5 protein-coding genes are annotated in these 13,216 nt (G+C 73.2%); 3 read left to right on the top strand and 2 right to left on the bottom strand.

The annotated features are described in order from the left end of the window. The first annotated feature begins 15 nt into the window (after positions 1–15). The 3 genes from ABH937_RS00555 to ABH937_RS00565 all read left to right on the top strand — a co-directional run bounded on the left by ABH937_RS00555 (position 16) and on the right by ABH937_RS00565 (position 5,870). Positions 16–1,701 carry an NAD(P)/FAD-dependent oxidoreductase gene (locus tag ABH937_RS00555; protein ID WP_280689068.1) on the top strand — a complete coding sequence of 562 codons (1,686 nt, stop codon included), beginning with the start codon at positions 16–18 and terminating at the stop codon, positions 1,699–1,701. Positions 1,702–1,832: 131 nt separating this feature from the next. Then, positions 1,833–2,237, top strand: coding sequence for a transposase family protein (locus tag ABH937_RS00560; protein WP_370146324.1), 405 nt, complete (start codon positions 1,833–1,835; stop codon positions 2,235–2,237). A gap of 795 nt (positions 2,238–3,032) precedes the next feature. Further along, positions 3,033–5,870: a helix-turn-helix transcriptional regulator gene (locus ABH937_RS00565; protein ID WP_280689069.1), complete on the top strand. Its 2,838-nt coding sequence runs from the start codon at positions 3,033–3,035 to the stop codon at positions 5,868–5,870. Positions 5,871–5,943: 73 nt separating this feature from the next. Here ABH937_RS00565 and ABH937_RS00570 read toward each other — a convergent pair whose 3' ends face one another. Together ABH937_RS00570 and ABH937_RS00575 are read right to left on the bottom strand one after the other, a co-directional pair. Further along, positions 5,944–6,705, bottom strand: a complete 762-nt coding sequence (locus ABH937_RS00570) for a thioesterase II family protein (protein ID WP_280689070.1) — start codon at positions 6,703–6,705, stop codon at positions 5,944–5,946. A gap of 193 nt (positions 6,706–6,898) precedes the next feature. Further along, positions 6,899–13,141: a type I polyketide synthase gene (locus ABH937_RS00575; protein ID WP_370216855.1), complete on the bottom strand. Its 6,243-nt coding sequence runs from the start codon at positions 13,139–13,141 to the stop codon at positions 6,899–6,901. Positions 13,142–13,216 lie beyond the last annotated feature (75 nt).

The following is a 13,216-nucleotide window of genomic DNA, read 5'->3' on the forward strand; positions in this document are numbered from 1 at the left end:
GAAAGGTGTCCACAGATGTCCCTCAGTGCCCGCGAGTATCCGGCCGTGCGTGATGTGACCGCACCTCTGACGATGTTCGGACCCGACTTCCCCTTCGCCTACGACGACTGGCTGCGCCACCCCGCCGGGCTCGGCTCGGTCCCCGCCGCCCACCACGGCACCCCGGTTGCCGTGGTGGGCGGCGGCATGGCGGGCCTGGTCGCGGGCCACGAACTGCTGCGCCTGGGGCTGCGGCCGGTGCTCTACGAGGCGGGCGACCTGGGCGGCCGGATGCGCTCGGTGCCGTTCGAGGCGAACCCGGAGTTCGCCGCGGAGCTCGGGGCGATGCGCTTCCCGGTCTCGGCCACCACGCTGTTCCACTACATCGACGCGCTGGGCCTGCGGACCCGGCCGTTCCCCAACCCGCTCGCCCCGGGCACCTCGAGCACCCTGGTGCACCTGGGCGGCGAGCGGCACTACGCGCGCGCCGTCGAGGACCTGCCGTCGGTCTACCAGGAGGTGGCCGACGCCTGGCAGAAGACGCTGCTGGACCAGGCCGAGCTCGCGGTGATGGAGGACGCGGTGCGCCGCCGCGACACCGCACTGCTCAAGGCGGTGTGGAACCGGATGGTGCGGACCCTGGACGACCAGTCGTTCTACGGGTTCCTGGCCGCCTCACCGTTCTTCCGCTCGTTCCGGCACCGGGAGTTGTTCGGCCAGGTCGGCTTCGGCACCGGCGGCTGGGACACCGACTTCCCCAACTCGATCCTGGAGGTGCTGCGGGTGGTCTTCACCGGCGCCGACCAGGACCAGGTCGGCATCGTCGGCGGCACGGGCCGGCTGGTGCGGGGCCTGTGGACGCGGCCGGTGGGCCGGGCGGCGCACTGGCCGGCCGGCACCTCGCTCGCCACGCTGCACGGCGGCACGCCCCGCCCGGCGGTCGGCGCGCTGCGCCGGGTGGCCGAGGGCGTGCAGGTCGAGGACGCCGAGGGCGGCCGCGCGACCTATCCGGCGGTGGTCTTCACCCCGCACGTGTGGACGCTGCTGAGCCAGATCGACTGCGACCCGGCACTGCTCTCCACCGAGCACTGGACGGCGGTCGAGCGGACCCACTACATGGGCTCCTCCAAGCTGTTCGTGCTCACCGACCGGCCGTTCTGGCTGGACCGGGACGGCGCGACCGGCCGGGACGCGATGAGCATGACGCTCAGCGACCGGATGCCGCGTGGCATCTACCTCTTCGACGAGGGCCCGGACCGGCCCGGGGTCATCTGCCTCTCCTACACCTGGAACGACGACTCGCTGAAGGTCGCCACGCTCAGCGACGAGCAGCGGCTGGAGGTGCTGCTCACCCAGTTGCGCGGGATCTACCCCGAGGTCGACGTGCGCGCGCACATCGTCGGGCCGCCGATCTCGGTGACCTGGGAGACCGACCCGCTGTTCATGGGGGCCTTCAAGGCCAACCTGCCCGGGCAGTACCGGTACCAGCGCCGGCTGTTCACCCAGTTCGTCCAGGATGGCTTCCCGGCCGACCAGCGCGGGCTGTTCCTGGCCGGCGACGACGTGTCGTGGACCGCGGGCTTCGCCGAGGGCGCGGTCACCACGGCGCTCAACGCTGTCTGGGGAGTGGTCCGCCACCTGGGCGGCGCCAGCCACCCTGCCAACCCCGGCCCGGGGGACGTTTTCGAGGCACTCGCGCCGATCCAGTTGCCGGAGGAGTGAAGCCAGTCGCGGAAATGACAGTTGAGTGAACAACGGGGGAATTGATGGAAACACGGGGGAAGGGCATCGGCGGTGCGCCAGGACGGGCCGTGCTGTGCCAGGCGACCGGTCGGGACGACACAGAAACAGCCATGGCACAGTTGATCAGCGCAGCGCAGACCACGTGGGTCGAGCTCCTCACGGGTCTGGACACCGCGGAGTTCGAAGAACTGCTGGAGGCACTGCGGCCGCACACGCAGGCGGATACGCCCCGGGTGGGCCGGCGTTGGACGCTGTCCCTGGCGGACCGGGTCCTGCTGGTCTCGGTCTACCGGCGGACCAATCTGACCATGCGTGAGGTCGCCGTGGTGTTCGGGATCTCCAAGTCGGCCGCCGACCGGATCGTCGGCCACCTCGGGCCGATGCTCGACCTGCCGGGGGTGCGGCACCGGCGCTGCCGGCTGACCCTGCGGCTGGACCGGACCGAGTGCCAGGCACCCGCCGAGCTGACGGTCGACCGCTGCGTACCGCCGGGCACGGAGCCGCAGCGGGCCTGAGCGAACGTCACCGGACCAGCCCAGAGCGGCCCGGAGCAGCACAGAGCAGCACAGAGCAGCCCGGCCCGACGGCCGGTCCGATCCAGCGAACAGCCCGAACCGACCGAGCCCATGGCCGGTCCGATCCAGCGAACAGGCTGGACCGGACCGGCCATCGACGTCATCGGACCAGGTCAGAGCTGCGGCAACTACGGGACAACCGTACTCCGCCCCTCGGTCCGGCCCACCTCGGCCCGGCCGCGCCCCGATGAACGTTGACGGTCCATCACTCCTCCTCTGCAACGGCCGAGTTAACGCGGCGTTTCCAGCTCCCGTGACTCCCCGCCAGCGCGCCCATTTGCCCGATTCATCAGCAATTGCCGGATCGGTCACGGCCGCCGACACCCCTCCGGGCGGCCCACCGGCCCGCCATCCTCAATTCTTGATCAGTTCCTAGCGACAGGCATGTCCCCGTCGGCCGGAGCAGTGTTATGTTTCAGATCAGCTGTCCCGCAACTAGTAGCCGCCGACCCGAAACGGCTCACCGGTGCGCGGGAATGGGGAGTTGTGGGCCGACCACACTATTGAGGCCCGAATAGTCACCCATCGATCATCAGCGGTTCGCCAGAATTTTCGTGCATTTCATCTGGGAGAAAAGTGTTCCAGCACGGAGTGCGGCACAACTCATCCGTCGGGATTCCCGCTGCACCGGGTTCCCCTCTCTACGCCCCAGCCAGTTTCTCCACTCCACGCAACGTCTGCCCCCACCAGACCTCGACTGGACCGGATGCAGGACCCGACGCAAGGAGCCACAACATGACTGGCCGTCCTGATCTCATCGAGCGCGCCGAAGAATTGCACCTCCTCCGCAGAATCACCACGGACGCCGTCCGGGGCAAGGGATCGGTCGGCCTGGTGGTCGGCCCTGTCGCGAGCGGAAAGTCCGTCCTGCTGTGCGCCTTGGGCGAGCACGCCGCCGAGGCGGGCGCCACCGTTCTGCGCGCCACCGGCGCGCAGGCCGAGCACCGCACGCCGCTCAGCATCGTCGGTCAACTGCTCCAGCAGGCCCCGCTGGACGCCGATCGCCTGCGGCAGACCCAGCACCTGCTCGCGACGGCGGCCGAGGCCGCGACGGCTCACCCGGCGGGCATCGCGCCGCAGGCGACCGGCGCCCACCAGCTGCCGGCCGACCTGGTCCAGGCGCTCTGCGCGGTCCTGTTCGACCTCTCCAGAACCGTTCCGCTACTGATCTGCGTCGACGACGCCCACCACGCCGACGCGCTCTCCCTGCAGTGGCTGCTCTTCCTGATCCGCCGGCTGGGCACCGCACGCATCGCCGTGGTGCTCACCGAACGCACCGCCCGCCAGCACCCGCAGCCCGCCTTCCACGCCGAGTTGCTGCGCCAGCCGCACTGCCGCCGGATCATGCTCGGACCGCTCACCCACGAGGGCGTGGTCCAGCTGCTCGGCACCCGACTCGACCACGAGCGGGCCGACCGACTGGCCGCCCGGGTCGACGCGTTGACGGGCGGAAACCCGCTCCTGGTGCACAGCCTGCTGGAGGACCTGCGCTCCTCCACCCGACTCGCCGCCGACCAGCACCCGGCCGGCCTGGGCGGCGGGTTCGCCTTCTCCCAGGCCGTGGTCAGCTGCCTGCACCGCAGCGAGCCGGCCGCGCTCGCGGTGGCCCGCGGCATCGCCGTCTTCGGCGACCTCGCCTCGGACCAGCAGCTCGGCCAGTTGCTGGGTCTCTTCCCAAGCCTGGTGGCGGGCGTCATCGACGGCCTGGACTCGGCCGGCCTGCTGGAGCAGGGCCGGTTCCGGCACCCGGCGGTGCGCACGGCCGTGCTGCACGACACCGACCCGGCCGAGCTCAGCCGGCTGCACGCGCAGGCCGCCCGGCTGCTCTACGCCCAGGGCGCGCCGGAACGGGCCATCGCCGAACAGCTGCTGGCCTCCGACCAGCCCGGCGAGGCCTGGAGCACCCGGGTGCTGTGCGACGTCGCCCGGCAGTCGCTCTTCGACGGCGACGCGGACCTGGCCCGGCAGTGCGTCGAGCACGCCCATCGCAACTGCACCGACGCCCGTCAGCGCGGCGAGGTGCTCACCCTGCTGGCCGGCGTCGAGTGGCAGCTGCAGCCGGGCAACGCCACCCGCCACCTGCCGATGCTCACCGCCGCCCTGCGGGCCGGTGAGCTGGGCGACCGGCACTCGGTGGTGGTCGTCAAGTACCTGCTGCGGCACGGCCGGATCACCGAGGCCACCGGTCTGCTGGAGCACATGCTGGCCCAGGGCCGCAAGATCGACGGCCGGACCGCCTCCGAGGTGCAGACCGTCAAGCTGCTGCTCTCCAGCTCCTACCCCGGCGCGCTGGCCGAGCTGCCGGACTTCGGCTCCTGCAGCATCAACCAGGACCGCACCCCCGCGGCCGTCCGCGCCGACCCGCGCCTGCAGGCCGCGGCCGCGCTGGACGAGGTGCTCAGCGGCCGGGCCGACGAGAACACCTTCCTCGGCGCCGAGCAGGTGCTGCGGAGCATCGGCCTGACCTACCGCCACTGGGAACAGGTCGAGTTCGCCCTGCTCGCGCTCATCTACGGCGACCAGCTGGAGCGCGCCGCGCTCTGCTGCGAGCAGCTGCTCGAGCGGGTCGGGCGGGCCGCCGAGGGCTGGCGGCCGCCGCTGCTCGCGCTGCGCAGCCAGATCGCGCTGCGCCAGGGCCGGTTGCTCGACGCCGAGCGCTACGCGAAGAGCGCGCTCGACCAGCTCCCCTGGAAGGGCTGGGGGGTGAACATCGGCCTGCCGCTGGCCACCCTGCTGGCGGCGCAGACCCTGATGGGCAAGTACGAGGACGCCGCGCAGCTGCTCAACCACCCCGTCCCGCAGGCCATCTACCAGACCCGCTACGGCATGCACTACCTGCACGCCCGTGGCGAGTTCCGGCTGGCCACCAACCACCCGCACGCGGCGCTGGACGACTTCCTGATCTGCGGCGAGATGATGCAGGACTGGGACCTCGACCTGCCGAGCGTGGTGCCCTGGCGCGGGGCGGCGGCCCGGGTCCACCTGCAGATGGGCAACCACCAGCAGGCCAAGGTGCTGATCGACGAGCAGACCAAGCGGCTGCAGCCCGGCTCCTCGCTCTCGCGCGGCAGCACGGTGCGGCTGAGCGCGGCGGTGGCCGAGCTCAAGTACCGTCCCTCGCTGCTGCGTCAGGCCGTGGACGATCTGCAGCGCTGCGACTCGCGGGTCGAACTGGCGCTGGCCCTGGCCGACCTGGGCTACGCGCACCAGAACCTCGGCGACCACAAGCGCTCCCGGATCATGATGAGCCGGGCCTGGCAGCTGGCCAAGGAGCAGGCCGCCGAGCCGATCCAGCGCGGGCTGTCCAGCATGTTCTCCGACCTGAGCGGGGAGCCGGCGCCGGCGACGACGGCGGACCACGCCGAGTCCGCCTCCTACGCGGGCGACTTGAGCGACGCCGAGCGGCGGGTCGCCTCGCTGGCCGCGCTCGGGCACACCAACCGGGAGATAGCCCGCGAGCTGTTCATCACCGTCAGCACGGTCGAGCAGCACCTGACCCGGGTCTACCGCAAGCTCAAGGTCACCCGCCGCAGCGATCTGCCCAGCGAACTCTGCCTGGTGCCCAGCGCCTGACGTCACTCGCTGGGCTCCAGGGCCCGGAGCGGCCGGCCGATGCCGATCGCTCCGGGCCTTCGGCGTGCCCCGGTCAGCCGGTGTGCGCCCGCAGCCGGTCGGTGATCTCGCCGAGCACGGCCCGCTGCTGGGCGGCCAGGTAGAAGTGGCCACCGGAGAAGACCCGCAGCGAGAACTCGCCGGTGGTCTCCTCGGCCCAGGCCTTGGCCTCGTCCACCGTGGACTTCGGGTCGTCGTCGCCGATCAGCGTGACGATCGGGCAGCTCAGCGGCCCGCCCGCCGGGCGCTCGTAGGTCTCGATCGCCCGGTAGTCGTTGCGGATCGCGGGCAGGATCATCCGCAGGATCTCCTCGTCGCCCAGCAGCGCGGTGTTGGTTCCGCTGAGCGTCTTGAGCTCGGCCACCAGGCCGTCGTCGTCCCGCTGGTGGACGAACTCCGCGCGGTGCGTGGCCGGTCCGCGCCGCCCGGAGGCGAACAGCGCCGCCGGCACCCGCCCGTCGGCCTCCAGCCGGCGGGCCAGCTCGAAGCCGAGGATCGCACCCATGCTGTGGCCGAACAGCGCCAGCGGCCGGTCGTCCAGGGTGGCGAGCACCCGGTGGATCTGGTCGGCCAGTTCGGCGATGGTGCCGATGCTCGGCTCGGCGCGGCGGTCCTGACGCCCCGGGTACTGGACCGCGAGCACCTCGATGTCGGGCGACAGCGCGGCCGACACGGGGAAGTAGAAGCTGGCCGAGCCACCCGCGTGCGGCAGGCAGAGCAGGCGCACCTTGGCGTCCGGGGCCTGGTGGAAGCGACGGATCCACAGGTCGTACTCGGCGCTGGTCGGGACGGTCATACGGATCTCTCGTCTCTCTCGGGATGGGTACGGGTCTGTGGGGGGAGCTGCCGGCCGTCAGGGGCCGCGCTCCCGTTCAGGACGACCATGCCAGGGGGTTGCCGCTCCGGCCCGCCGGGGGTCGGGCCGGAGCGGCGGTCTTCGTGCCGGCGGTCTTCGTGCCGGCGGCGCGGGGGTGCTGGCGGGCTGGGTGTCAGCGCACCTCGCGCAGCCAGTCCTCGATCAGGTCGGCGGTGGCGGCGGCGTGCTCCTCCATCACGGTGAAGTGGTTGCCCGGGGCGTCCACCGCGGTGTGCGGCAGCGGCCAGGACGCCCGCGCCCGCGCCGTCTGCGGCTCGTCCGTGCCGGGCGCGCCGGGGGCGGTGAGCAGGTCGACGGCGCGCACCAGCAAGGTGGGAGCGGCGATCCCGGCCGGCCGCCAGCCCGCGAAGATCCGCAGGTAGCCGCCCATCGCGGTGAGCCTGGTGTCGTCGATCGGGACGTACCCGCCCTCGCGGGCGAGCATCGCCCCGGTCAGCACCGGCAGCACCTCGGCCGCGTCGCCCAGGCCGGCGGCCTCGCCGTCCGCGTCGACAGAGCCCGCCTCGCTGTCCGCGTCGGCGAACGAGTAAGTGTCCACCAGGACGACACCCGCCAGGGCGGCGCCCAGCTCCTCCAGCCGGACCGCGGTGGCCTGCGCGAGCATGCCGCCGGTGGAGTGGCCGAGCAGCACGAACGGCGCTCCCCCGGTGGCCAGCAGGACAGCCCGGGCACCGAGTTCGACGATCGCCTCGGGCGACTCGGGCAGCGGCTCGCCGTCCAGGAAGCCCGGCAACGGCAGCGCCAGCACCTGGCGCCGGCCCCGGAAGGCCGCCGCGATCCGGGCGTACTGGTGCGGGCCCGAGATCGCCAGCAGCGAGGGCAGGCAGACCAGAAGCGGCTGCTCGGGCCCATCGGCCAGGCGCAGCAACTCCGGTGCCAGCTCGGCTGCCTGCGCCGCGGCGAAGGCGGGCCGGAAGCGCGAGGCGGCGAAGAGCAGTCCCATGAACTCCTGGCTGCGCCCGCTCTCGGCGGCGATGCGCAGCATCGCCCCGATGGTGCCGAGCGGACGGCTCGGCTCGACCGCCCCCGCCCCCGCCCCCGCTGCCGCGTCGCCCGCGGCGGCAGCCGACACCAGCTGCTGGCACAGCCGGACCGCCAGCGCACCCGGGGTCGGGTGGTCGAAGAGCAGCGTGGCCGGCAGCCGCAGGCCGGTGACCAGGGCCAGCCGGTTGCGCAGCTCCACCGAGGTCAGCGAGTCGAAGCCCAGCTCCAGGAAGCCCCGTTCGATCTCCACCGCCTCCGGCCCCGCGTGGCCGAGTGCGGCGGCGGCGTGGGTGCGTACCAGATCGAGCAGGACGGCCTCGCGCTCCGCCTCGCTGCGGCCCGCGAGCCGTTCGGCCAGTACGGCGGCCGATTCCTGCTCCCCCGCCACCGCCCGGCGCAGCGGCACCCGCACCAGGCCGCGCAGCAGCGCCGGCACCTGGCCGGTCGCGGCGGCGTGCGCGCGCAGGCCGGCCAGGTTGAGCTTGACCGGCACCAGCAGCGCCCGGTCGAGCAACTCGGCGGCGTCGAAGAGGGCCAGGCCCTCCGTGGTGGTCAGCGGTGCCACCCCGCCGCGGGCCAGCCGCTCCAGGTCGGCCCGGTCGAGCTCGCCTGCCATGCCGCCGTCCGTCGCCCACAGGCCCCAGGCCAGCGAGGTGGCCGCCAGGCCCTGGGCCCGCCGGTGCTCGGCGAGGGCGTCCAGGAAGGCGTTGGCCGCAGCGTAGTTGGCCTGCCCGGGGCCACCGAAGACACCGGCGACGGAGGAGAAGAGCACGAACGCGTCCAGCTTCTGATGCTTCGTCAGTTCGTGCAGCTGCCAGGCGGCATCGACCTTCGGGCGCAGCGCCGCATCGACCCGCTCGGGAGTGAGCGAGACCACGGCTCCGTCGTCCAGCAGGCCGGCGGCGTGCACCACCGCGGTCAGCGGGTGCTCGGCGGGCACCGAGGCGAGGAGTTCGGCCATCGCCTCGCGGTCGGCCGCGTCGCAGGCGGCGAACCTGACCTCGGCGCCCGATGCGCTCAGCTCACGCTTCAACTCGGCTGCGCCGTCGGCGTTCTCGCCACGCCGCGAGACCAGCAGCAGGTGCCGCACACCGCGCTCGGCCACCAGGTGGCCGGCCAGCAGGCGGCCCAATGAGCCCGTGGCGCCGGTGAGCAGGACCGTCCCGGCGGGGTTCCAGGCGGCGGACTCGGCGGGCCCGGCAGGCTCGATGGGCTCGGCGGGCAGCGCCACCCGGGTCAGCCGGGGAGCCAGCAGCTGCCCGGCCCGGATGGCGAGTTGGGGCTCGTCGAGCGCGCATGCGGCGGCGAGCACGCGGGCCGAGTCCTGGTGTCCGTCCAGGTCGATCAGGACGAAGCGGTCGGGGTACTCGCTCTGCGCGGTGCGGACCAGACCCCAGACGGCGGCCGACGGCAGGTCGGTCACGTCCTCGCCGGGACGGCCCGCCACCGCACCGCGGGTGACCAGCACCAGACGCGCGTCGGCCGTGCAGTCCTGCGCGAGCCACTGCTGGACCAGCGCCAGCGCCCGGTGCGCCGCCTCGTGCGTCGCCCGTGCGACGTCGCCCGCCAGGCCGGCGGACGGGGGGCAGGCGGACGGGGGGCAGGCGGCCAGCACGGTCCGGGGCATCGACGCCCCGGCCGCCACCGCCGCCGCCAGCGCGGTCGGATCGGTGTGGCGTGGGGCGTCAACGCCCGTGCCACCCAGCAGAGTCGACCAGTCCTCCGGGTCAGGACCGAGCAGCGCCCAGTCCGGGCCGGTGGCGGCGGGCGCGGGTACGGTGACCCACTCCAGGCCGAACAGCGCGTCCCCGGCTCCGCCGCCGGTGGCGCCGAGCTGCTCGGGCGAGATCGAACGCAGCGCGAGCGACTCGATGGCCGCCACCGCCTGGCCGCCCGCGTCGGCCAGCTCCAGCGCCACCGCGTTCTCGCCCACCAGCCGGATCCGCGCCCGCAGTTCGGTCGCGCCGGTGGCGTGCAGGCGGACCCCGCTCCAGGCGAACGGCAGCCGCGCACCGCCGGTGTCCGCGACGAGCCCGCCGAGCGCGAGGGTGTGCAGGACGGAGTCGAGCAGCGCCGGGTGCAGCCCGAAGGCCGCCGCCTGCGCCCGGGACTCCTCCGGCAGCGCCAGCTCGGCGAAGAGTTCGCCGTCCCGGCGCCAGGCGGCCCGTACGCCCCGGAAGGTCGGGCCGTAGGCGAGGCCGAGCGCGGCGAAGCTGTCGTACAGGCCGTCCACCGCGACGGGCTCGGCGTCCTGCGGCGGCCACTCGCCGAGCCCGAAGGCCGCGGCGGCCGGCGCCCCGGCGGACAACTCGCCGGTGGCGTGCCGGATCCACGGCAGGTCGCCCGGCGCGTCCTCGGGCCGCGAGTGCAGGCTGAACCGGCACCGGCCGGACGCGTCCGGCGCGCCCACGGCCACCTGCACCCGCACCCCGCCGCGCTCGGGCAGGACCAGCGGCACCTCCAGGGTCAGCTCCTCCAGCACCTCGCACCCGACCTGGTCGCCGGCCCGGATCGCGAGGTCCACGAAGGCCGTGCCCGGCAGCAGCACCGAGCCCAGCACGGCGTGGTCGGCCAGCCAGGGGTGGGTGTCCAGCGCGAGCCGTCCGGTGAACACGTGACCGTCGGCATCCGCGAGCGCGAGCGAAGCACCCAGCAGCGGATGGTCCGTCGTGCCCAGCCCGGCCGAGGACACGTCCGTGAAGAACCCGGTGTACGGCTTGGGCCAGTAGCGCTCGCGCTGGAAGGCGTAGGTGGGCAGGTCGACGTGCTGGGCGCCGCTGCCGGCGAAGACGGCCGGCCAGTCGAGCTTGACGCCGCGCACGTGCAGCTGGGCCAGGGCGAGGGTGAACGTCTGCGTCTCGGATCGGTCGCGGCGCAGCACGGGCGGGAATGCGCTCTCCGCTGTGGTCACGCACTCCTGGGCCAGCGCGGACAGCGTGCCATCCGGGCCCAACTCCAGGAAGGTGCGCACGCCTTCACGCTCCAGGGTGGCGATCGCGTCGGCGAAGCGGACGGCCTCGCGAACGTGACGCACCCAGTACTCGGGCGAGGTCAGGTCGGCCGACTGGTCGAGCGTGGAGATGATCGGGATCTGCGGGGTGTTGAAAGTCAACTCGGCGGCGACCGCGCGGAACTCGGCGAGCATGCCGTCCATCAGCGGCGAGTGGAACGCGTGGCTGACGGTCAGCCGCTTCGTCTTGCGACCGTCGGCCGCCAGCTTCTCGGCAACCTCCAGCACAGCCTGCTTGTCGCCCGAAATCACCACGGACGTAGGCCCGTTGACGGCGGCGATACCGACATCCGAGCGGTCCGCCAGCAGCGGCAGCACCTCGTCCTCGGCAGCCTGCACGGCCACCATCGCGCCACCGGCGGGGAGCGCCTGCATCAGGCGACCGCGCGCGGCGACCAACTCGGCGGCGTCGGCCAGCGAGAGGACACCGGCGACGTGCGCGGCCGCCAACTCACCGATCGAGTGCCCGGCCAGGAAGTCGGGCCGCACACCCCAGGACTCGACGAGCCGGAACAGCGCCACCTCGACGGCGAAGAGCGCCGGCTGGGTGTAAGCGGTCTGGTCGATCAGCGCGTCGGCGTCCTTGAGCGGCGTCTCCAGGTGCTGGTCCAGCTCCGCGCACACGGCGTCATAGGCCTCGGCGAACGCCGGGAAAGCGCTGTACAGCTCCGCGCCCATGCAGGCCCGCTGGCTGCCCTGACCGGTGAAGAGGAACGCCGTCCGGCCCGCCGATCCCGCGCGCCCGACCACCGCCCGCGCCGCCGACTCACCGCGCGCCAGCGCCGCCAGCGCCTCACGGTCGCCGGCGACCACCGCCGCCCGGCGCTCGAAGGCCGCGCGGGTCGTCGCCAGCGCGAAGGCGACGTCGACCGCCTCCAGTTCGGGCTCGGCGTCGAGCCGGGTCAGCAGCCGCTCGGCCTGCTCGCGCAGCGCCTCGGGCGTGCGGCCGGAGAGCAGCCACGGCACCACCGGCGACTGCCCGATCGCGGCCGGCTCGGCCGGCGCCTGCTCGACGGCCGGCGCCTGCTCCAGGATGATGTGCGCGTTGGTCCCGCTGAACCCGAAGGAGGACACGGCCGCCCGGCGCGGCTCGCCGGTCCGCGGCCAGTCCCGCGCCTCGCTCAGCAACTCCACCGCGCCGGCCGACCAGTCCACGTGCCGCGACGGCTCACCGACGTGCAGCGACTTCGGCAGCACCCCGTGGCGCATCGCCATGACCATCTTCATGATCCCGGCCGCACCCGCCGCCGCCTGCGTGTGACCGATGTTCGACTTCACCGACCCCAGCCACAACGGCCGCTCGGCCGGGCGCCCCTGACCGTAGGTGGCCAGCAGGGCCTGGGCCTCGATCGGGTCGCCCAGCGTGGTGCCGGTGCCGTGCGCCTCGACCACGTCGACCTGCTCGCTGGTGAGGGCGGCGTCGGCCAGGGCCTGCTTGATCACCCGTTGCTGCGAGGGTCCGTTCGGCGCCGTCAGACCGTTCGAAGCGCCGTCCTGGTTCACCGCACTGCCACGGACCACGGCGAGCACGGGGTGGCCGTTGCGCCGGGCGTCGGAGAGCCGCTCGACCAGCAGCATGCCGACGCCTTCGCCCCAGCCGGTGCCGTCGGCGTCGTCGGAGAACGCCTTGCAGCGCCCGTCGGTGGCAAGGCCCCGCTGGCGGCTGAACTCCACGAAGGTGCTGGGCGTCAGCATCACGGTGACACCGCCGGCCAGCGCCAGCGTCGACTCGCCCTGGCGCAGCGACTGGCAGGCCAGGTGGAGGGCGACCAGCGAGGAGGAGCACGCGGTGTCGATGGTCACCGCCGGGCCCTCCAGGCCCAGCGTGTAGGAGACCCGGCCCGAGGCGATGCTCCCCGAGGTCCCCGTCCCCAGCTGGCCTTCGAGGCCCTCCACGGACTGCTGGAGCACGATGCCGTAGTCGTTGTACATCACGCCGACGAAGACGCCGGTCCGGCTGCCCTTGAGCGTGGTCGGGTCGATGCCGGCCCGCTCGATGGCCTCCCAGGAGGTCTCAAGGAGCAGCCGCTGCTGCGGGTCCATCGACATCGCCTCACGCGGCGAGATCCCGAAGAACCCCGGGTCGAACGCCCCTGCACGGTCGAGGAAAGCGCCTTCCCGGGAGTAGGACGTCCCGGGATGGTCCGGGTCCGGGTGGTAGAGGTTCTCGGTGTCCCAGCCCCGGTCCTCGGGGAAGACCGAGACCGCGTCCCGTCCGTCCGCCACCAGGTCCCACAGGCTCTCAGGACCGTTCACCCCGCCCGGAAAGCGACAGGCCATGCCGACGATGGCGATCGGCTCGTGCTCGCCCTCCTCGACCTCCTTCAAGCGGCGACGCGTCTCGTGCAGATCCGCCGTCACTCGCTTCAGGAAGTACCGAAGCTTGTCCTCGGCCATCATCTCAGCCGACATGTCAGGTCACCTCTCGGGGATGTT

Source organism: Kitasatospora sp. GAS1066B (assembly GCF_041262605.1).
Taxonomy (GTDB): domain Bacteria; phylum Actinomycetota; class Actinomycetes; order Streptomycetales; family Streptomycetaceae; genus Kitasatospora.